The 20,447-nt window shown below is 66.6% G+C and carries 15 protein-coding genes; 6 read left to right on the top strand and 9 right to left on the bottom strand.

Going from position 1 to position 20,447, the window contains the following annotated elements:
• Positions 1-282 precede the first annotated feature (282 nt).
• From tssM to WS78_RS01450, 3 genes are read left to right on the top strand one after another with little or no spacing between them, the layout of a single operon-like run.
• Positions 283-4,206 (top strand): type VI secretion system membrane subunit TssM, encoded by a 3,924-nt coding sequence (gene tssM / locus WS78_RS01460; protein ID WP_038746402.1) that lies wholly within the window; start codon positions 283-285, stop codon positions 4,204-4,206.
• A complete protein-coding gene (tagF, locus tag WS78_RS01455; protein ID WP_059581619.1) occupies positions 4,203-5,192 on the top strand; it encodes a type VI secretion system-associated protein TagF in 990 nt (329 codons plus the stop codon). The genes tssM and tagF overlap by 4 nt, the downstream gene beginning before the upstream one ends.
• Before the next feature lie 4 nt (positions 5,193-5,196).
• Entirely contained in the window at positions 5,197-6,123 is a 927-nt protein-coding gene (locus WS78_RS01450) for an OmpA family protein (protein ID WP_038746397.1), read from the top strand.
• A 185-nt stretch (positions 6,124-6,308) separates the two neighbouring features.
• On the opposite strand, the gene tssA is transcribed toward WS78_RS01450, so the two are convergent.
• From tssA to WS78_RS01405, 9 genes are all read right to left on the bottom strand, one after another.
• Positions 6,309-7,433, bottom strand: a complete 1,125-nt coding sequence (gene tssA / locus WS78_RS01445) for a type VI secretion system protein TssA (RefSeq protein WP_059581624.1) — start codon at positions 7,431-7,433, stop codon at positions 6,309-6,311.
• 85 nt (positions 7,434-7,518) lie between these two features.
• Positions 7,519-10,182, bottom strand: coding sequence for a type VI secretion system ATPase TssH (gene tssH / locus WS78_RS01440; RefSeq protein WP_059581628.1), 2,664 nt, complete (start codon positions 10,180-10,182; stop codon positions 7,519-7,521).
• Positions 10,183-10,215: 33 nt separating this feature from the next.
• Positions 10,216-11,316 carry a type VI secretion system baseplate subunit TssG gene (gene tssG / locus WS78_RS01435; protein WP_059581633.1) on the bottom strand — a complete coding sequence of 367 codons (1,101 nt, stop codon included), beginning with the start codon at positions 11,314-11,316 and terminating at the stop codon, positions 10,216-10,218.
• Positions 11,280-13,118, bottom strand: coding sequence for a type VI secretion system baseplate subunit TssF (tssF, locus tag WS78_RS01430; protein ID WP_059581637.1), 1,839 nt, complete (start codon positions 13,116-13,118; stop codon positions 11,280-11,282). The genes tssG and tssF overlap by 37 nt, the downstream gene beginning before the upstream one ends.
• Positions 13,119-13,196: 78 nt before the next feature.
• Positions 13,197-13,679: a type VI secretion system baseplate subunit TssE gene (tssE, locus tag WS78_RS01425; RefSeq protein ID WP_038746381.1), complete on the bottom strand. Its 483-nt coding sequence runs from the start codon at positions 13,677-13,679 to the stop codon at positions 13,197-13,199.
• A 57-nt stretch (positions 13,680-13,736) separates the two neighbouring features.
• Positions 13,737-14,240 carry an Hcp family type VI secretion system effector gene (locus WS78_RS01420; RefSeq protein WP_038746378.1) on the bottom strand — a complete coding sequence of 168 codons (504 nt, stop codon included), beginning with the start codon at positions 14,238-14,240 and terminating at the stop codon, positions 13,737-13,739.
• Between the two features lie 72 nt (positions 14,241-14,312).
• Positions 14,313-15,803, bottom strand: a complete 1,491-nt coding sequence (gene tssC, locus WS78_RS01415) for a type VI secretion system contractile sheath large subunit (protein WP_038746376.1) — start codon at positions 15,801-15,803, stop codon at positions 14,313-14,315.
• Positions 15,804-15,819: 16 nt separating this feature from the next.
• The gene (gene tssB, locus WS78_RS01410; RefSeq protein ID WP_038746373.1) at positions 15,820-16,338 is read right to left on the bottom strand and encodes a type VI secretion system contractile sheath small subunit; all 519 of its coding nucleotides are present in this window, start codon (positions 16,336-16,338) and stop codon (positions 15,820-15,822) included.
• Positions 16,339-16,377: 39 nt separating this feature from the next.
• Entirely contained in the window at positions 16,378-17,049 is a 672-nt protein-coding gene (locus tag WS78_RS01405) for a tetratricopeptide repeat protein (protein WP_059581641.1), read from the bottom strand.
• Between the two features lie 375 nt (positions 17,050-17,424).
• On the opposite strand from WS78_RS01405, the gene tssJ reads away from it, so the two are divergent.
• The 3 genes from tssJ to WS78_RS01390 all read left to right on the top strand — a co-directional run bounded on the left by tssJ (position 17,425) and on the right by WS78_RS01390 (position 20,276).
• Positions 17,425-18,039 (top strand): type VI secretion system lipoprotein TssJ, encoded by a 615-nt coding sequence (gene tssJ, locus WS78_RS01400; protein ID WP_038746367.1) that lies wholly within the window; start codon positions 17,425-17,427, stop codon positions 18,037-18,039.
• Positions 18,040-18,147: 108 nt separating this feature from the next.
• The gene (gene tssK / locus WS78_RS01395) at positions 18,148-19,494 is read left to right on the top strand and encodes a type VI secretion system baseplate subunit TssK (RefSeq protein WP_038746364.1); all 1,347 of its coding nucleotides are present in this window, start codon (positions 18,148-18,150) and stop codon (positions 19,492-19,494) included.
• Positions 19,491-20,276, top strand: coding sequence for a DotU family type IV/VI secretion system protein (locus tag WS78_RS01390; RefSeq protein WP_038746362.1), 786 nt, complete (start codon positions 19,491-19,493; stop codon positions 20,274-20,276). The genes tssK and WS78_RS01390 overlap by 4 nt, the downstream gene beginning before the upstream one ends.
• Positions 20,277-20,447 lie beyond the last annotated feature (171 nt).

Genomic DNA, 20,447 nt, shown 5'->3' with positions numbered 1-20,447 from the left:
TAATGAGGGCGGCATGGGGCAACCGAACATCGCGACAGGAACACAATCCTGCATTCATTCGATCGGCGCGCGCCGGCCGACGATCGCACCGCGCACGAACGCGCCGTCGCCGGCCTCGCTGCGGCGGCCTTTCCTCTCCCCACATGCATTCGCGACAACGTGACGTCACTCGAAGCCGTCACGCTTGTCGCCGCGGCATGCGCCCACCGCGCGCGCACGCGGACCGCGTCGTCGCCTAATTCGCCTTATTGAATCTGAATCGCACCGGAACCTGAACGTCCTATGCAACGCTTCCTCAACGTGTTGACTCACCCTCGCACGCTCACGATCGTCGGCTTCGCCGCGCTCGCGGCGGTTCTGTTCATCGCGGCCGATGCGCTACAGACCGGCTTCGTGTGGGCGGCCGCCGCGTTCGCCGCCGCGCTCGCGCTGTGGCTCGCGACGAAGCTCTGGCGCCGCTCGCGCGTGCGCCGCGCGAACCGCCAGCTCGGCGACATCCTCGAGCAGCAGGCCGAAACGGGCAAGGTGTCCGCCGCCGCGGCCGAGCCCTCGAAGCCGGCCGATCTCGACGTGCTGCGCCTGCGCCTCTCCGACACGGTGAAGACGATCAAGACGTCGAAGATCGGCCAGGTGTCGGGCGGCTCGGCGCTGTACGAGCTGCCGTGGTACATCGTGATCGGCAATCCGGCCGCCGGCAAGAGCAGCGCCGTCATCAATTCGGGGCTGCAGTTTCCGTTCGCGGACAAGAACAGCGCGGTGATCCACGGGATCGGCGGCACGCGCAACTGCGACTGGTTCTTCACGACGGAAGGCATTCTGCTCGACACAGCGGGCCGCTATTCGGTGCACGAGGAAGACCGCAGCGAATGGCTCGGTTTCCTCGATCTGCTGAAGCGCCATCGTCCGAAGGCGCCGATCAACGGGATCATCGTGACGGCGAGCATCGCCGAGCTGACCGGCAACCGTCCCGAGTTCGCGATCAACCTCGCGAAGAACCTGCGCCAGCGCGTGCAGGAGCTCACCGAGAAGCTCGAAGTGTTCGCGCCCGTCTACGTGATGTTCACGAAGGCCGATCTGATCACGGGCTTCACCGAATTCTTCAGCAGCAGCGACCGCCAGGAATACGACCGCGTGTGGGGCGCGACCCTGCCGTACGAGCCCGACGAGAAGCGCGACGTGGTCGCGCTGTTCGACGAGCGTTTCGAAGAACTGTACGAAGGGCTCAAGGAGATCAGCGTCGCGCAACTGTCGCTCAGCCGCGGCAACAAGCTTTCGCCCGGCCAACTGAGCTTCCCGCTCGAATTCTCGACGATCAAGCCCGCGCTGCGCTCGTTCCTCGCGACGCTGTTCGAGGACAATCCGTTCCAGTACAAGCCGATCTTCCGCGGCTTCTACTTCACGAGCGCGTTGCAGGAAGGCGAAACGAACAGCGCCGCCGCGCAGCGGATCGCGAATCGCTTCGGCCTCGATGCGCAAAGCCTGCCGAAGCCGCACAGCGCGTTCTCGAAGAACGGCTTCTTCCTGCGCGATCTGTTCTCGAAGGTGATCTTCGCGGACCGCCAGACGGTGCGCCAATTCGCGAGCCCGACGAAGACGCGCATGCGCTACGCGACGTTCTTCGGCTTCGTCGCGGCGCTCGCGCTCGCGCTCGGCGGCTGGACGTGGTCGACGATCGGCAACCAGCAGCTCGTGTCGAACGTGCAGGCCGATCTCGACAACGTGACCCGCTTGCAGCAGAACCGCAACGATCTGCAATCGCGCCTTCAGGCGATGGACATTCTCGAAGACCGGATCGAGCAGCTCGAGCAGTTCCGCCGCGACAAGCCATTGTCCGTATCGCTCGGCCTGTATCAGGGCGACCGGCTCGAGCAACACCTGCTGACCGAGTACTACAACGGCGTGCGGCAAATCCTGCTGAACCCGGTGTCGGACAACCTCGCATCGTTCCTGAAGGACGTGAATACGCATCCGGACCAGCTCGCGCCGATGACGCGCGCGCCGGAATCCGGCGCCGTTCAGGCGGGAGCGGGGGCGGCACCGGCGGGCCCGATGGCGGTGTCGGCGAACGCCGCCGCGCCGGGCGCGGCGCCCTCCTCCGCCGTCGCGCAGAATCGGCAGCAAGGCGGGCTCTACAACGACGCGTCGCCGACCAACGTCGAGGACGCATACAACGCGCTGAAGACCTACCTGATGCTGTCCGACAAGCGGCACGTCGAGCAGGCGCACCTGACCGACCAGGTCGCGCGCTTCTGGCGCGGCTGGCTCGAGACGAATCGCGGCAACATGCCGCGCGACGAGATGATCAAGAGCGCGGAGCGGATGATCACGTTCTACCTGTCGCGCGTGTCCGACAACGACTGGCCGATGATCGAGGCGAACCTCGCGCTCGTCGACCAGACCCGCGAGAACCTGCGCCGCGTCGTGCGCGGCATGCCGGCCCGCCAGCGCGTGTATGAAGAGATCAAGGCGCGCGCGTCGACCCGCTTCGCGCCGATGACGATCGCGCGCATCGTCGGCGAAGGCAACACGGGCCTCGTCGCGGGCAGCTACGCGATTCCCGGCACGTTCACGCGCGAGGCGTGGTTCCAGTACGTGCAGCCCGCGATCCGCGACGCCGCGACGAAGGAACTGCAAGCGAAGGACTGGGTGCTGAACACCGCGACGGCCGACGACCTCACGCTCGAGGGCAGCCCCGAGCAGATTCAGAAGACGCTCGTGGCGATGTACAAGACCGAGTACGCGCAGCACTGGCAGAAGTTCATGCAGGGCATCGCGGTGCAGGGCTTCGGCAACTTCACGCAGGCGGTGGACGCGATGAACAAGCTCGGCGACCCGCAGGATTCGCCGATCCGCAAGGTGCTCGAGACCGCGTACGACCAGACGTCGTGGGACAACCCGTCGCTCGCGAACGCGACGATCAAGAAGGCGCAGACGGGCGTCGTGAACTGGGTCAAGCAGTGGTTCACGCGTCAACCGGGCGGGCAGATCGCGGCGAACGTCGACATCAACGGCAATCCCGCCGACGCGCCGATGGGCCCGATCGGCCAGGAGTTCGTCGGGCTCGGCCGGATCGTCGCCACGCACGACGGCACGTCGATGCTCAAGGGCTACATGGATACGCTGTCGAAGGTCCGCACGCGCTTCAACGTGATCAAGAACCAGGGCGACCCCGGCCCCGGCGCGCGCCAGCTGATGCAGCAGACGCTCGACGGCAACGGCTCGGAGCTCGCCGATTCGCTGAAGTTCGTCGACGAGCAGATGCTGACGGGCCTGACCGATTCGCAACGCAAGTCGCTGCGCCCGCTGCTCGTGCGCCCGCTGATGCAGGCGTTCGCGGTCGTGATCCAGCCGGCGAGCGTCGAGGTGAACAAGGTGTGGAACGCGCAGGTCTACCAGCCGTTCCAGGGCTCGCTCGCGAGCAAGTATCCGTTCGCCGCTGGCGCCAAGGTCGAGGCGGGCGCGAGCGAAATCGCGCAGGTGTTCGGCCCCGACGGCTCGATCGCGAAGTTCGTCGGCACGACGCTCGGACCGCTCGCGGTGCGCCGCGGCGACACGCTGTCCGCGCGCACCTGGGGCGACATGGGCCTCGCGCTCACGCCGGACTTCACGAACGGCTTCGCGCGCTGGGTCGCACCGCTCGCGGGCGGCGCGGCAACAAGCGCCGCCGCGTCGTCCGAGCCGCAGACCGTGTTCCAGGTGTTGCCGCAGCCGAGCAGCGGCACGACCGAGTACACGATCGCGATCGACGGCCAGCAGCTGCGCTACCGCAACACGCCGCCGCAATGGACGAACTTCGTGTGGCCGAACCCGCAGGGCTCGCCCGGCGCGACGCTGTCCGCGACGACGTTCGACGGCCGCACGGTGCAGCTCGTCAACGAGCCGGGCCGCTACGGCCTCGAGAAGCTGATCAACTCGGCGCAGCGCAAGCGCCGCCCGGACGGCACGTTCGATCTGACGTGGACGCAAGGCAACGTCAGCGTGTCGGTGACGATGCGCATCATCAGCACGTCGCAGCCGACGGGCGGCGGCGGCGACCAGCCGCAGCAGCAGAGCCTGCGCGGCCTGCGCCTGCCGTCGTCGGTCGCCGACGCGAGCGCGGGCGGCGCGCCCAACGCGGCCGCGCAGCCGGGCCCGGGCGTCGTGGCCGCGGCGCCGCAGGCCGCCGTCGCGGCGGCTTCCGCATCGAACGCACAGGGGGCGCAATGACGCAAACGGTCCAGGCTCAGATCGCGTACTTCGGCAAGATCCCGTCGCGCGGCGACTTCGTCAAGAGCGCGCACAATCCGCAGCTTCTGCAGACGCTCGACCACTGGATCGCGCGCGCGATGGAACTCCTCGCCGACGACCCGCGCTGGAAGATCGTCTACGAAAGCGCGAAGCCGATGCACTTCGCGTTCCTCGGCTCGAAGAGCCGGCTCGCGATCGCGGGCCACATGATCGCGAGTCACGACGCGTCGAACCGGCGCTTCCCGTTCCTCGCGGCAACGGCGCTCGAAGTCGAGCGGCCGCTCACGTTCCTCGCGCGCAGCCCGCTCGCGTTCGCGCGGCTCTGGTCGCGCGCCGCCGCGCAGATGCAGTCGCTCCTCGGCCCGCAGGAGCCGCCCGGCGCGCTGCAGGTGCTCGGCGACACGCAGGTTCCGATCGACACGGGCGGCCCCGGCAGCGCGCACGACGGCACGTTCAACGATTTCGTCGAGCACCAGACCCTGTACGGCCTCGAGCAGATGCTGCTCGCGAGCGGCCACCCGGTGAAGCTGCGCGGCGCGATGCTCGCGCTCGGCTCGCTGCTGCGCCCGGTGATGCAAAGCGGCACGTCGCACATCGAGCGCGGGCTCACGCTGCCGCTGCCGACCGATCCGTTCTACCGGAGCCTCGTCGCCGCGTTCTGGCTCGAGCTCGTCGCGCCGTTCGTGTCGCGCGCCGACTTCGAGCTCGCGATCTTCATCGGCACGATCGCCGAGCGCGAACGGCTCATCATCGGCTTCAACGGCGCATCCGCGAAAACCCTGCACAGCGTGGTCGATCCGCAGACTTACGCCGAACACAACATCGACATCGACGATCCGGAATGGATCGACGCACATGCGCAAAACGACCATGGGATCAGCAAGCTCGTCAGTTATCTCGAACAATCGCAACTGTCGCTGCGCGTGTGCATCGACACGTTCCATGAAGCGTTCATCGGAGCGTGACGCAATGACGAAGCCGCTCGCCTCCTCCCGCTTCAGGCTCGCGCTCGCCGCGCTCATGCTCGGCGGCGCGCTCAACGGCGCGGCGCTCGCCGACAACGTCGGCCCCGCGACCGTCACGCCGATCGACGCGGGCGGCGTGCCCGTACGATCGACGCCGCTCGCCGCACCCGCTATCGCCGCGGCAAGCGGCGCGGGCGGCGGCGCGACCGTGTCGTCGCCGCCGCCCGCGAACGCGGCGCCGGGTCAGGTCGTCGCGGGCGGCAAGGTCGCCGACGAAGCGACGAAGGCCGCCGTGCTGCAGCGCCTGCGCGACGCCTACGGCGCCGCGAACGTCGTCGACCAGATCGAAGTCGGCGACGTCGCAACGCCGCCGAACTGGTCCGCGAACGTGCAGAAGCTGATCGGCCCGCAACTGAAACAGATCAGCAAAGGACAGCTGAAGATCGACGGCACGCAGATCGACGTGAAGGGCGAAGTCCACAACGAGGCGCAGCGTCAGCAGCTCGCGAGCGACATGGCGAACGCGCTGAACCCGACCTACACGATCAAGAACGGGCTGCGCGTGAGCGCATCCGAGCAGGGCCTGCTCGACCAGACGCTCGCGAACCGCACGATCGAGTTCGAGACCGGCAGCGCGACGCTCACGCCGCAGGGCCGTGCGATCCTCGATCAGATGGCGAGCGCGCTCGCGAAGATGACGAACCGCACGGTCGAGATCATCGGCCACACCGACAACTCGGGCAACCGCGCGTCGAACATCGCGCTCAGCCAGGCGCGCGCGGACGCGGTGAAGGGCTACCTGGTGACGAAGGGCATCGCGTCGCAGCAACTGACGACGACGGGCGTCGGCCCCGATCAGCCGATCGCGTCGAACGACACGAGCGACGGCCGCGCGCGCAACCGCCGGATCGAATTCCGCGCGGGGCAGTAAGCGGCGCGGGCGCGAACGGCGGCGGGCGAAGCGCTCGCCATGTGATCCATGTGATGGTACGGGCGTTACGGCAGCACGCGGCACGCGGCACGCGGCACGGCACAATGAAAAAGCGACGGACGGCCCTTTCGAGCCTCCCGTCGCTTTTTCTTTTGCGGGCCGGCTTTTCGCGCGCCGGCCCGCGCTCACGCGTTGTCGTCCGGCTTCAGCCCGAGCAGCTCGCGAATGTGCGCGAGCGAGCCGTCGTCCTTGACGACCGACGCGAGCCACTGATGCAGCGGCATGTCCGCCCACTCGGCGGCCTTGTCGGCGAGATACGCAACCGGGCTGTGCGGCTCCGTCCCACGGAAATACTTCGCGACCGCGCGCAGTTGCTCGACCGCCTGCGCGCGATTCTGAATGCCGGCGATCACGATCGGCGCGGGCGCTGACGGCGCATGTCTCTGCACGTGCTCCTCCTGGGAAAGCGGCGTCCTGAAGCTCGGCTCCGCGCGCTCGGGCGGCGCGCCCGGCGCATTCTGCGCGCCGGCCTGCGGCTGCGCGTCGGCCGAGTAGCCCTGCTCTTTCGCGAAGCGCTCGGCGAGCCGGTAGACCGTTTCGTACGCGTCGCGCGCCTGCCTGAAGCTCGGCGCCGCCTCGCCCGCGCGCTGGTCGAGCTCCTGCTCGAGCGCGTCGAGCGCCGTCCGGAACGCGTTCAGCTCGCCGAGCAGGCGCGCATAGAACGCGACGGACGTCATCCGCTTGGACGCCTCGATCTGCTCGACCGACGGCTTGCCGCGCGCGATCTCGTCCGCCTGCTCGGGGTCGCGCCGGATCGCCTGCACGACGTGCTGCGCGACGTCCCAGTCGAGCTCGCTGAACGCGTTCGACGCGCCGTCGGTGAGCGGCACCGCGCGCAGCAGATCGGCGGTGCGCCCGGCGAGCCACGCGACGTTGCCGAGCCGGTATTCGGCGTCGTCGCCGTCCGGCAGCGGATGCACGTGATCCCAGAATTGCCGGCAAAGGCTCGCCAGCAGCTCGTAGCCCTGCGTGAGCCCGCCGATGCCGTCCTCGAGCGCGAGCGCCTCGGTCAGCCACACCGCGAGCCGCAGGTCCTTGGTGCGTTCGCGCAACAGCGCGCTCGATTGCTCGACGACGAAGCCCCAGTCCGCTTCCTTGATGTCGGTGATCCACTCGCCCTGGTCGAGCGACGGATCGTCGAACTTGCGCGCGTGCTGGATCGCGTCGAATTCGGCGGAGAACAGGAGATCGTCGCCGCACGGCGACGCTTCGCTGATCGGCGTCAGCAGCTCGGTGAGGTTGATCGGCATGGTCGAATGCTATGTCAGTGCGTTGCGGCGTCCATCGTTGCTTGAAGACACGCGCGGCGCGTGACGCGCGCGCCGCGCGGCGGCCTTACTCGACCGCGTACTCGAATTCGCCCGTCTCGGCCGCGCGCGCGGCGATGCGCGCGATCGCTTCGCCGTCGGCGATCCGCGACAGCACGTGCTCGGCGATCTCCGGCAGCAGCGTGCCGTTCAGAATGTGATCGACGTTGCGCGCGCCCGAATCGACTTCGGTGCAGCGCGCGAGCACGGCGTCGACGAGCGACTCGTCCCACTCGAACGCGGCCTTGTGGTTCGCCTCGATCCGGCCGCGGATGCGTTCGAGCTTCAGCTCGATGATCTCGGCGAGCACGTCGTCGGAAATCGGATAGTACGGAATCACCTTCATCCGGCCAAGGAACGCGGGCTTGAACGTCTTGTAGAGCTGCGGGCGCAGCGTCTCGGCGAGCGCCTCGGCGTCGGGCAACTCCTCCGGCGTCTTGTTCAGGCACGCCTGCATCACCGCCGACGAGCCGACGTTCGACGTCAGGATGATCAGCGTGTTGCGGAAGTCGATCTCGCGCCCTTCGGCGTCGTCCATCGCGCCCTTGTCGAACACCTGGAAGAACATTTCGAGCACGTCCGGATGCGCCTTCTCGACTTCGTCGAGCAGCACGACCGAATACGGATTGCGGCGCACCGCTTCCGTCAGCACGCCGCCCTCGCCATAGCCGACGTAACCGGGCGGCGAGCCCTTCAGGCCCGACACGCTGTGCGCCTCCTGATACTCGCTCATGTTGATCGTGATCATCTTGCGCTCGCCGCCGTACAGCACGTCGGCGAGCGCGAGCGCGGTCTCGGTCTTGCCGACGCCCGACGGCCCGACGAACAGGAACACGCCGCGCGGCTTGTTCGGGTCCTCGAGGTTCGCGGTCGCGGTGCGCACGCGCTGCGCGATCGCGTCGAGCGCGTGGTCCTGGCCGATCACGCGCGCGCCGATCAGATCGCGCAGATTGAGCACGGTCTCGATTTCGTCCTTCACCATCCGGCCGAGCGGAACGCCCGTCCAAGACGCGACGATTTCCGCGACGACATGCCCATCGACCTGCAGCGGCACCATCGGCTGGTTGCCCTGCAGCGCGCGCAACGCATCGACGCGCCCGGCGAGCTTCGCGCGCGTCGCGTCGGCGTCCGCCGGCTTGCCGTCGGCGGACGGCTCGCGCGCGGCGTCGAGCTCGGCGCGCAATGCGCCGATTTCGGCGACGAGCGCGCGCTCCTCTTCGTAGCGCGCCTCGTCATCGGCGAGCGCCGTCGAATCGGCGTCGCGCTCGTCGCGCAGCGCGGCGAGGCGCTCGTCGTGCGCGGCGCCGCTCGCGGCTTCGCGCTCGAGCGCCGCGATCTCCGCATCGATCCGCTCGATGCGCTTCTTCGTGTCGTCGATCGCGGCGGGCGTCGCGCTGTGCGCGAGCGCGACCTTCGCGCATGCGGTGTCGAGCACGCTGATCGCCTTGTCCGGCAACTGGCGGCCGCTGATGTAGCGATGCGACAACCGCACCGCCTCGGTGATCGCGTCGTCGAGAATGCGCACGTTGAAGTGCTTCTCCATCAGCCCCGCCATCCCGCGCAGCATCGCGGCGGCGAGCGGCTCGCTCGGCTCCTCGATCTTCACGACCTGGAATCGCCGCGCGAGCGCCGCATCCTTTTCGAAGTACTTCTTGTATTCGCTCCATGTCGTCGCCGCGATCGTGCGCAGCTCGCCGCGCGCAAGCGCCGGCTTCAGGAGATTCGCCGCGTCGTTCTGGCCTGCCTGCCCGCCCGCGCCGATGATCGTGTGCGCTTCGTCGATGAAGAGGATGATCGGGTGCGCGCTCTTCTTCACCTCGTCGATCACGCTCTTCAGGCGATTCTCGAACTCGCCCTTCACGCTCGCGCCCGCCTGCAGCAGGCCCATGTCGAGCACGTGCAGCGCGACGCCGGAGAGCGGCGGCGGCACGTCGTCGGCCGCGATGCGCAGCGCGAGCCCTTCGACCACGGCCGTCTTGCCGACACCCGCCTCGCCCGTCATGATCGGATTGTTCTGCCGGCGGCGCATCAGGATGTCGATCGCCTGGCGGATTTCCGCATCGCGGCCGATCACGGGGTCGATCTTGCCTTCGCGCGCGCGCTGCGTGAGGTTCGTCGTGTACGTGTCGAGCGCCGGCGTCTTCGACGGGCCGCGCGGCGCGTTCGCCGCCGCGCCGTCGGGCACCGCGACGTCGGCCTCCGCGTGCCGCGGCTCGGCTTCGGGCGAGCCCGCCGTGATCTCGTCGAACTTGTGCTTCAGGTCGTCGACGCGCACGCGCGCGAACTGGGACGACATCCGCTGCGCGAACTGCGCGAGATCGGGCCCCGTCAGCAGCGCGAGCAGCAGGTGGGCCGAACGAATCCGGCCGATCTGCGAATCGAGCGACGCGATCAGCCACGCCTGCTCGAACAGCTCCGTCAGATGCACCGAGAACACCGGCGTACGCGTGTTGCCTGTCTTCAGTCCGTCGAGCTCGCGCTCGAGATCCGCGCGCAGCGCGTGCGGATCGACGCCGCTCGCGCGCAGCACGAGCGGCACGTCGCCGATCGATTCGTCGAGCAGCGCGAGAAACAGGTGTTCGAGATCCACTTCATAGTGACCGCGCGCGAAACAGTGGCTGGCGGCACGCTCGGCGGCCTTCCGGCACACCGGATTCAGTTTCGCGATCAGGGTCTTCAGGGGCGTGCTCATCGGTTACGGTCCACTCAGGTTCGATCGTTGTTATCAATGAATAACGTGCAGCTCGTAGCGCGCGTCGGCGCGATCGCGCTCGGCTTCTCGCGTGCAGAGGAACGCGTCCCAGCCGAGCCGCGCGCCCGCGCCGAGGATGCTCGCGCCGACTTCCGTGCGGCGCAGCACGAGCGACACCTCGTATTCGAGCGTCACGCCGGCGAGCAGCGTCAGCATCCGCTCGAGCGCGACCGCGCGCTCCTCGCCGGGCAGGAACGCTTCGTAGTCGCGTTTCGACAGCGGGCCGACGACGAGCCGCGCGCGCATGTCGCGCTGCCACACGCGTTCGCCGACGAGCGCCGTCGCGCCGAGCGTCACGTTCACGTCGCCGAGCACGCTCAACTGATCGTGCGGCACGTCGTACCACTTGCCGACGAACTGCTCGATGCGGATCGGCACGCGGAAATACTCGGACAGCGTGCGCTGCAGATACGCGGCCGACACGGGCCGATGCCGCGCGGCGAGCGCATAGCCCGCGATCGCCTCGTCGAGCAGCGCGCCGCGGCCGTCCTGCACGGTCGAGCGCGCATCGTCGTTCGCGACGCCCGCGAGCGCGAGCAGCAGCGGCAAATAGCGCTCGTCGCGGTCGAGCTCGTAATGCAGCGGCAGCCGGTATTTCTTCCAGGCCGCATAGAACAACGCGGTCGCGCGGTTCGAGAAGACGTCGAAGAACGCACGCGCCGCGTGATCGCGCTTCAACTGCTCGCGCGCGATGATCTGCTCGGTGTAATGCAGCGGCAGCGCGCCCTGGCCGCCCAGCAGCCCGAAGAACGCCGGCGTGAGTTCGACGCGCGACAGCGCGCCCGCCGCGAGCGCCGCGTTGCGCTGCGCATCGTCCTTCAGCGCGTCGCCCGCTTCGTCGTACGACTGCGCGCGCTCGATCTCGCTTGGCGGAAAACCGAGCGACAGCGTGTTTCGAAAACCGATCCGGCGCGCGACGATCTCGCCCGGCCGGCTCGCCGCATGGCGCTGCGGATCGCGCTTCGCGAACCAGGTCTCGAGCAGCCGCACCGCCTGAAAAAACTCGAAGCGATGCGGCTCGTCGAGCAGCCGCTCGACTACGCCAGGATCGATTCGCCGCTGCGCGGTTCGCATCGCATGATCTCCTCGCCGGTGCGCTTCGACACGACGATCAGTTGAACAAAGCTGTTGAGGTGCACGTACAGCCCGAAGAATGCATCGATCATCCGCACGAACGTCGCGAGGCTCGAGCCGACGAAATGCTCGTCGTCGATCGTGAGCCGAATCTCGACGCCGCGCACGAACGTCGCGAACGGCTTGCCGGGCAGCCACTGCACGGCGCTCTTCTGCTCAATGCCGACGATCCCGTCGATGTGGCGCGTCGACACCGCGGATCGCCTCAGATCGTACAGCACGAGCACTTCCTTCAACGCGGCGAGCCCTTCGTCGGCGAGCGACACGTGATTGAGCGCCAGATGCGACACGAGACGCCAGTGCGCGGCGCGGCCGCGCTCGAAGCGCGCGCTCGGCGTGGGCCGTCGCAGCAGCGCGACCGGGCCCGGCTGCTCGCCGCCGTCGATGAAGAGATCGCCGCCGTCGAGCCCCGTCGCGAGCGAGGCCGGCAAGTCGCGGTTCGTGCAGGTGAGCTCGAGGCTCAGCGTGTCGGTCTGCGGCGCGCCGGGCTCGAAATCGATGTCGACGACCGAAATCTCGGTCTCATAGCCGGGGCTCTTGCGCGCGACGCCGTCGTTGCGGCGCGCGAACCAGTAGTGGCCGGCCTGCGCGGCCTCGCCGTGATGCAGCGAATAGAACGGCCGGAATTCGACAACCGTTTCGCGATCCGCGCGCTGCCGCACGAGATGCACGGAATCGATCGAATACACCTCATACGCGAACGCGCGGCGCGCATCGCCGATCACCGGATACGACACCGCCTGATGGCTGATCCGGATCGGCTCTCCGTGCTGCCGGAACAGGTTGACGACCGGCGTGCAAAACAGCCGCAAGTGGCTCGCGGTCAGCAGATCGAGCAGCCGCGCGACATGCGAATCGCTGCGCACGTCGCGCAGCACGACATGCAGCGTCAGTTGCCGGCAACCGCCCGCGCGGCGCGTCAGCGCGCCCAGGTCGAAGTCGACGAAATTGAATTTGTCCGGGAATGCGAAGTATTCGGTCAGCAGACGATACGCCGGATGCGAACGTGCCGGATAGTCGATCAGCGCGTCGGCCTCGTCGAAACCCGCGTGCTCGTACGGCGCCTTGTCGAGCGCAATCCAGCGGCCGCTGCGCTCGGGCTCGACGTAGAACGCGAGCGCGTGCGCGAACAGGCAATCGGCAAGCGCGGCGACGAACGACTGCTCGCCGTGCAGATGCGCGCGCAGCGTGCCGAGCTTCAGCGCGGCGAGATCGAGCTGCGGCGACGTCGATTCGAACGCAATCGAGATCACGCCCGTCGCGTTGCCGGGCAGCAGCGTCGTGACGGGCGCCGCGGCGATCGATCCGTAGCGCGCGTCGGCGAGCCTGATCGGCGCAAGCGTTACGTCGTACGCGGTGCGAAAGCGGCATTGCACGCCGCGAATCGCGCGGCTCCTCAGCTCGGTGCCGCGCTCGACGACATGCGGCCCGGCCAGTTCGGCGAACGACTGCGGCGCACCGAACTGCGCGATCGAGCACGACGGGAACGGCCGCAGATAATGCGGATAGAGGACTTCGACGAGCGCTTCGGTGAATTCGGGATACTCATCGTCGAGCTTCTTGTTGATCCGCGCGCCGAGGAGCGCGAACGATTCGATCATCCGCTCGACGTGCGGGTCCTCGCAATGCTCGCCTGTCTGCGACAGGTGCGCGGCGATCTTCGGGTACCGGTTCGCGAATTCGAGCGAATAGCGCCGCAAAAACGACAGTTCGCGCTCGTAATACGGCAACAACTCTTCCATCGACGATCCCCGAAACCTGACGCCCTCTTGCCGGGCGGCTCACTGCCGCGCGGCGCCCGGCGGCTCACGCGACACGGCTCAAACCTTGGCGGCGCGCGAACGCGTCACCGAATATTGCAACGTCGACGGCTGCAGCATCGCATCGAAGGTCACCGGCTCCTCGGCGGGATGCACGACGAGCAGCGCCTGGATCGCGAAGTAGAGCGCGTTCGTCGACTGCTCGTTCAGCTCGAACGTCACCGACACCTGCTGCAGCCTCGGCTCGTGCCGCGCGATCGCCTGCTGAATCGACTTGCAGATGAACGTGCGGTCGTAGTGGCTCGCGAGGCTCAGGCCGGCGAAATCGTTCAGCCCGTAGGTCAACACCGAACGCTGGCATTCCGGCAGCGTGGCGAGGTCTTCTTCGGTCAGCGCGATGCGCGTGTTGAGGATCGCCTCGACGTCGCGCGCGACCGTGTTCTTCAGTTCTTCCAGCGACAATTGCCGCATTGCGGCGGGTGCCGGCACATGCGGTTCGTCGTCGAACAGCTTGTCGAGGAAGCTCGGTTCGAAGCGTTTCATCGGGCTCCACGCAAAACGGGAACGGGGCACGCGCCGTGCCCCGTTCCCGCATCGAACTTAGACCGCGTAGGTCTTGTCGTTCTTCGTGAGGCTCCAGGCGCCCTGCGTGTTGCCGCCCTGGTTGCCGCCGATCTTCTGCTGGGTCTGCTTCCACTGCACCGCCGCATACTTCAGCGAGAAGGTCTCGATCGGCAGGCCCTCGTTATGCACGCTCGGCGCGATGCTCGAGATGATCACGTACTTCAGCTTGATCTCGAGATACTTCACGCGCTCGCCCTCGCCGTCCGCGCGCAGAAAATCGATCGTCACTTCGTCGAACGTCGTGCCGCCCGACGCGTGCTGATACAGCAGCGGGCTCGACGAATCGATTTCCTTCGTGAACACCATGTCGCCGTGCTCGCAGCGCGTCGACGTGTGGCCGCCCGCGGTCGAAGCGGTTGCCGAACGCGGCTGAACGATCGAGTGATCCCAGGATTTCAGTTCGATCCAGCCGGCGTGGTCCTTGTCCGCGGACTCGCCCTTGATGGCCGGATTACCGAACTTCAGATGCATGTGTAACATGGTCTTTCGACTCCCCAAAGAGGTGGTTTTAACGTCCTACCCAGGCGGCCCGCCCGGGCGATCTCAGCTCGCTTATGAATTTGCCGGTTTGGGCAAGTCAGCGACAAGGCGCAGAGAAATCGACAATTCGTCGAGCTGGAAGTGCGGACGCAGAAACGCGACCGAACGATACGCACCCGGCTTGCCCGGAATCTCTGACACTTGTACGGAGGCTTCGCGCAGCGGGAACTGCGCCTTCTGTTCCTGGGTCGCGTCGTCGTCGAGCAACACGTACTGCGAGATCCAGCGATTGAGGAACGTCTCGACGTTCTGCGCGGACGCGAAGCTGCCGATCTTGTCGCGCATCATCGCCTTCAGATAATGCGCGATGCGCGATACCGAGAAGATGTACTGCAGCTGAGCGGACAGGACGGCGTTCGCATTGGCGCTGTCGGTGCTGTATTTCTTTGGTTTCTGCACCGACTGCGCGGCGAAGAACGCGGCGTAATCGGAATTCTTGCAATGCACGAGCGGGATGAAGCCGAGGTCGCTCAGCTCCTTCTCGCGGCGGTCGGTGATCGCGATTTCGGTCGGGCACTTGAGCGCGATTTCGCCGTCGTCCGTCTTGAACGTATGCGTCGGCAGATCCTCGACCAGGCCGCCGCCCTCGACGCCGCGAATCGCCGCGCACCAGCCGAAGTCGTCGAACGCGGCCGTCAGGCGCGCCGCGAACGCCCAGGAGGCGTTGCACCACAGGTACTTGTCGTGATCGGTGCCGTCGACGTCCTCGACGAAGTTGAAGCTCTCCGCGATCGCGCCGTCCTTCGGATTGAACGGCAGGCGGCCGAGGAAACGCGGCAGCGTGAGGCCGACGTAGCGCGAATCCTCGGAATCGCGGAACGACTTCCACTTCGCGTACTCGACGGTGTCGAACACCTTGCCGAGATCGCGCGGCTTGCCGAGATCCGCGAACGACTCGAGGCCGAGCAGCTCGGGCGCCGCCGACGCGACGAACGGCGCGTGCGCGGCCGCCGCGACGTGCGACATCTGCTCGATGAAATACTGGTCTTCCGGCTGGCGCGAGATCTCGTAGTCGCCCACCAGCACGCCGAACGGCGAGCCGCCGAACGTGCCGAACTCTTCTTCGTACACCTTCTTGAAGAGCGCGCTCTGATCGAACTCGGTCGCGTTCTTGAAGTCGCGCACGAGATCGCGCTTCGGCGCGTGCAGTGCCTTGATCTTGATCGTCGAGCCGGTGTTGCTTTCCTTCACCAGATAATCGAGCCCGCGCCACGTGCTCTCGAGACGCTGGAACTCGGCCGCATGCATCACGGCCGAGAGCTGCGACGAGATCAGGCGGTCGAGCTCCGCGACGCGCGCGTCGATCGTCGCCGACAGGTTGTCCGATACGACCACCGTGCCGTCGAGCACCTGATTGACGAGCTCGCCGATCAGGTCCTTCGCGCGCGCATGCTCGGATTCGGATTTCGCAACCTTGCTCTTCTCGACGATCTCGTCGAGCAGCGTGGATTCCGTGCCGGCTTGAGCGCCGGTCGATTGGGCCGCAGCCGTTTGCTGGTTCATATCGCCACCCCGTTACTCATTCGCCCTGCTTATCGCCGCCGTCCGCGCTCTTCTTCAGCGCTTCGAGCTGCTGCGTGTTCGACAGCACCTCGCTCAGCAGATCTTCGAGCTTGTCGTTGCCGGCGAGCTTGTTGCGCAAGTCGGCGAGCTTCGAGCGCGCCTCGAGCAGGCGGCGCAGCGGCTCGACCTGCCCGACGACCTCGTCCGGATTGAAATCATTGATCGATCGAAACTTCAGATCGACCGCGAACTTGCCGCCCGCGTCGCTCAGGCGGTTCTCCACCTGGAACGTCGCGCGCGGCTCGATCGCCTTCATCACGTCGTCGAAGTTGTCGCGGTCGATGTTGACGAACTTGCGATCGCGCAGCTTCGGCTGCTCGACTTCCGACTGCCCGGCCAGATCGCCGACGACCCCGACGACGAACGGCAGTTCCTTGATCTCGATCGCGTCGCCCCGTTCGACTTCGTACGTCAGTTGGACGCGGGGCGGCCGCACTTTCTGCAAGCGCTTTTGAATGCTTTCTTTCTTCGCCATCGACGGCTCCCGTTTGGTGTGTGGATCGAGCGCGGCGGCTTAACGCAGCGCGCTGAACGGATCGCCGCCCGCCGCCTTGGCGGGCGCCGACGTGGTGGCAGGAGGCGCGACGGGCGCGGCGGGGGCGGCGGGCGCCGTGGGCGCTGCCGCCGTCGCGTTCTCGACCGGCGCGGCCTCGTGCACGGGCTTCGCGCGGCGCACGATACGGCGCTTTTTCACGACGGGCTTCGTCAGCTGCTGCTCGGGCGGGAACAGCGCGGCCTCGCCGAGCGTATCGCGCAACTGCTTCGCGAGCGCTTGCGCGTCCGACTTCGCGTCGCCCGCGAGCGACGAATCCTGACGCAGCTCGCCGAGCGATTCGGTCGCGATGCGCAGGCCCGCAACGGCGAGCACGCTCTTCGCCTGACGGTCGGTCTTGTCGCGCTGCAACGCTTCCTGTGCGGCGACGATCGCCTGACCGTAGTGACCCTGCTGGAACTGGATCTGCGCGATCCGCGACCACGGCTCTTCGCGCGTCGGATCGGATTTCGCGAGTTGCTGGTAGAGACCGATCGCGCGGTCCTGATCGCCTGCCTTCGCCACCGCGTCGGCATCCGCCAACGACTTGTTGAACGCTTCGGCCGTCGGCGGCGTCGGCTGCGATACGCAACCGGCGATGATGCCGCAGGCCAACACTACCCCAGAAAATTTTGCGAAGAGACGGTCTTTCATCGTTTATATCCCCGGCGCGGGAGTTTTAAATCGTTGAGAATTCGTGATTTTGCTTTGCTACAAGCGCGCGGGTATAGTACCGATCAATTTTTCATAATTCAATGTTCGCGTGAAGGGCGGCCGTTTTAAAAGCCGCGCAGCGCGCCGCCCGACACGGCCGCGCACGCTCGGGGAATCGCACGTGTACCGCTTCCAATGCAATTATTGCCGCAAAGCAATTCTATTTCGCCCATTCAGTGGAAAATTTTTCCGAATGTCGCGGCATTGATCGCGATCCGTCGGGCATTTGAAGAGGCAGAATTTTTGTGCCGCCAAATCGGCAAAGCAACTGATAGTTTTGACAGGGAACAAAGGGCGCCGCGCCCGGAAAAATCGATGAATCCGCTTGTGACTCGTTACGCGCTGCCGCTCGCCGCCTGCATCCTGCTCGGCGGCTGCGCGGCCGCCGTGCCGCTCCTCGGCTCGGCGGGCAGCGCCGCGCTGCAGATGGTGGGCGTCGGCAAGCCCGACGTGCCCGATTCGCAGAAGCCGCCGCGCAATCTCGGCCTGACGCTCTACGCGGCGCCGAACCTCAACGCCGCGAACGACAGCCGCCCGCTCGCGCTCGTCGTGCGCCTCTATGCGCTGAAAGATCCGACGTCGTTCCAGCAGGCGCCGTTCGACAGCTTCACCGATCCGGCGAAGGAAAAGACCGCGCTCGGCGCCGATCTGCTGAGCGTGCGCGAAATCACGCTGATTCCCGGACAGCGCTATAACGCGACCGAAAAGGTGTCGCGCGAAGCGCAGGCGTTCGGCGTCGTCGCACTCTTTCGCGACCCGGCGCTGCAGCGCTGGAAGCTGACTTTCGATCCTGCGAAATCCGAGAAATCCGGCATAATCATCGGCCTGCACAACTGCGCGATGACCGTGACGGGCGGCACCGTCATTCCTTCGCAGCAAGGCATGCCGACCGAGCGGCTCGACTTGCTCTCGTCGGTGAACTGCGGGTGAAATTCGAGATGGCATTTAAAAGTCATTTGACAAAGATTAACGATTCGCTCGCCGAATGCGGCGCGAATTAACCGACCAACGGCCCAATCACATTTAAGCGGATTTGACATGAGTTATTCGGCCAAGGTGCTCTGGGGGGAAGGCCTCTTTCTGAGGCCGCAGCACTTTCAGCGGCAGGACGCGTATCACGAGGCGCGCCTCTTCGAATCGATTCAGGCGATCCAGCCGTACAACTGGGGCGTGCGTTCGGTGCGGTTCGATCGCGACGCGCTCGGCAGCAACGTACTGCGCGCAAGCGAACTGTCGCTCGTGTTCCCGGACGGCGCGCTCTACTCGGCGCCGCAAGCCGACGAGCTGCCGCCGCCCATCGCGCTCGACACGCTACCCGAGGGCATCAACGAATTCACGTTCTACCTGGCGCTGCACCCGCTGCGCGAGACGGGCTCGAACTACGCGGAGAGCCGCGACGCGGGCTTCGTGTCGCGCTTCGTCAGCGATCGCGCGAGCGTCGCAGACCACTTCACCGATGCAGCCGAAGCCGACATCACGTTCCTGAAGACCAACGTCAAGCTGATTGCGCACAGCGAGCCGCGCGATCAGTTGCTGTCGATTCCGCTCGTGCGCGTGCGCCGCACCGCGACGTCCGGCTTCGAGATCGACGACAGCTTCGTGCCGCCGTGCCTCGCGATCGAGGCGTCGCCGATCCTGCATCAGCGCCTGCGCCAACTGATCGACGCGCTGCAGGCGAAGGTGAACGCGCTGTACGGCTTTCATCGCGAGCCGACGAAGAACATCATCGAATTCCGCTCGGGCGACATCGCCTCGTTCTGGCTGCTGCACACGGCGAGCGCCGCGTTCGCCGCGCTCGCGCACCTGCATCAGCATTCGGCGCTGCATCCGGAGCGGCTGTTCCAGGAGCTGTTGCGCCTCGCCGGCCAACTGATGACGTTTTCGAAGGGCTACGTGCTCGCCGATCTGCCCGCCTATCGGCACGACGATCCGGGCCCCGGCTTCGCGCGCCTCGACACGATCCTGCGCGACCTGCTCGAAACCGTGATCTCGACGCGCTACTTCGCGATCACGCTCGAGGAAGTGCGGCCGTCGTTCCACGTCGGGCGGCTCGATTCCGGCAAGATCGACGACAAGACCGCGTTCTATCTCGCGGTGTCGGCCGACATGCCGTCGGTCGAGCTCGTCGAGGCCGTGCCCGCGCGCTTCAAGGTGGGCGCGCCGGACGACGTCGACAAGCTCGTGCTGTCCGCGATGCCGGGCGTGCGCCTTTCGTACACGCCGCAGGTGCCGCCCGCGATTCCCGTGCGCCCGGGCGCATGCTATTTCGCACTCGATGCGCGCAGCCCGCTCTATGAGCGGATGCTGCAGGCCCAGTCGGCGATGATCTACGCGCCGTCCGGAATCAACGATCTCAAATTTGAACTGATCGCCGTCACGTCATGAGCTACGCGCCCTCCCTCTTCGGCGGCAACACGCCGCCTCCCGCGCCGCAAACGGTGTCGTCGACCGACGCCGGCTTCCAGGCGCGCTCGCTCCTCGATCTGCTGTACGACGGCTTCTTCATGCTGTTCTTGCTGAAGAACGGCCGCGAGCCCGGCAACGCGTCGGAGTTCGGCACGCGCATCCAGGAATTCCTCGGCGATTTCGAGCGCGGCGCGAAGAAGCTCAACATCGCCGCCGACGACGTGTATGCGGCGAAGTTCGCGTTTTGCGCGGCGATCGACGAATCGGTGTTGTCGTCGCAGTTCAAGATCCGCGCGGACTGGGAACGCCGGCCGCTTCAGCTCGTGCTGTTCGGCGAGCAGCTCGCGGGAGAGAAGTTCTATCAGTACCTCGAAGAATGTCGTGCGCAGGGCGCGGCGCGGCTGCAATCGCTCGAGGTGTTCCACATGTGCCTGCTGCTCGGGTTTCAGGGCAAGTACCTGCTCGAAGGACCGGAGAAGCTCGCGTATCTGACCGCGCGGCTCGGCGACGAAATCGCGAACATGAAGGGCAAGCGCGCGCCGTTCGCGCCGCATTGGCCGCTGCCGGACCAGATCTCGCATCGGCTCAAGCGCGAGGTGCCGCTGTGGGCGATCGGAGCGGTGTTCACGCTCGTCGGATTGCTCGCGTTCGTCGGGCTCAATACGTACCTGAAGGGCAGCACGGTGCGAGCGCTCGCGCCTTATTCGCAGGTCATCAAGGTCGGGCCGGAGTCCGCTAATTTGACGATTTCGTTGCCTTGATCGTGGGGAGCCCGGGGGATGCCGGGCTTTTCATTCTGTCGACGCAAGTTCTCGACCATCGATACTGAACGCGTCTTCGAAAGCAACCGCTACCACCAAGGCTCGTACTCCGTGAATCGCCGTTCGACGCGCGCTAACGTGTCGTCGTCTATGATTGAACGATAGCTCGCA

Origin of the sequence: Burkholderia savannae, from assembly GCF_001524445.2 — a bacterium.
Lineage (GTDB): Bacteria > Pseudomonadota > Gammaproteobacteria > Burkholderiales > Burkholderiaceae > Burkholderia > Burkholderia savannae.
Note: the sequence above shows the minus strand (reverse complement) of the source record. Positions and strands in the feature narration are given on the sequence as shown.

Bases quoted from the DNA above. Each gene is read 5' to 3' on its own strand.
- tssB (WP_038746373.1), bottom strand. From the start codon at position 16,338: ATGGCGAAGAAAGAAAGCATTCAAAAGCGCTTGCAGAAAGTGCGGCCG.
- WS78_RS01420 (WP_038746378.1), bottom strand. From the start codon at position 14,240: ATGTTACACATGCATCTGAAGTTCGGTAATCCGGCCATCAAGGGCGAG.
- tssE (WP_038746381.1), bottom strand. From the start codon at position 13,679: ATGAAACGCTTCGAACCGAGCTTCCTCGACAAGCTGTTCGACGACGAA.
- WS78_RS01390 (WP_038746362.1), top strand. From the start codon at position 19,491: ATGAGCTACGCGCCCTCCCTCTTCGGCGGCAACACGCCGCCTCCCGCG.
- tssH (WP_059581628.1), bottom strand. From the start codon at position 10,182: ATGAGCACGCCCCTGAAGACCCTGATCGCGAAACTGAATCCGGTGTGC.
- tssC (WP_038746376.1), bottom strand. From the start codon at position 15,803: ATGAACCAGCAAACGGCTGCGGCCCAATCGACCGGCGCTCAAGCCGGC.
- tssM (WP_038746402.1), top strand. From the start codon at position 283: ATGCAACGCTTCCTCAACGTGTTGACTCACCCTCGCACGCTCACGATC.
- tagF (WP_059581619.1), top strand. From the start codon at position 4,203: ATGACGCAAACGGTCCAGGCTCAGATCGCGTACTTCGGCAAGATCCCG.
- WS78_RS01405 (WP_059581641.1), bottom strand. From the start codon at position 17,049: ATGAAAGACCGTCTCTTCGCAAAATTTTCTGGGGTAGTGTTGGCCTGC.
- tssJ (WP_038746367.1), top strand. From the start codon at position 17,425: ATGAATCCGCTTGTGACTCGTTACGCGCTGCCGCTCGCCGCCTGCATC.
- tssG (WP_059581633.1), bottom strand. From the start codon at position 11,316: ATGCGAACCGCGCAGCGGCGAATCGATCCTGGCGTAGTCGAGCGGCTG.
- tssF (WP_059581637.1), bottom strand. From the start codon at position 13,118: ATGGAAGAGTTGTTGCCGTATTACGAGCGCGAACTGTCGTTTTTGCGG.
- tssA (WP_059581624.1), bottom strand. From the start codon at position 7,433: ATGCCGATCAACCTCACCGAGCTGCTGACGCCGATCAGCGAAGCGTCG.
- WS78_RS01450 (WP_038746397.1), top strand. From the start codon at position 5,197: ATGACGAAGCCGCTCGCCTCCTCCCGCTTCAGGCTCGCGCTCGCCGCG.
- tssK (WP_038746364.1), top strand. From the start codon at position 18,148: ATGAGTTATTCGGCCAAGGTGCTCTGGGGGGAAGGCCTCTTTCTGAGG.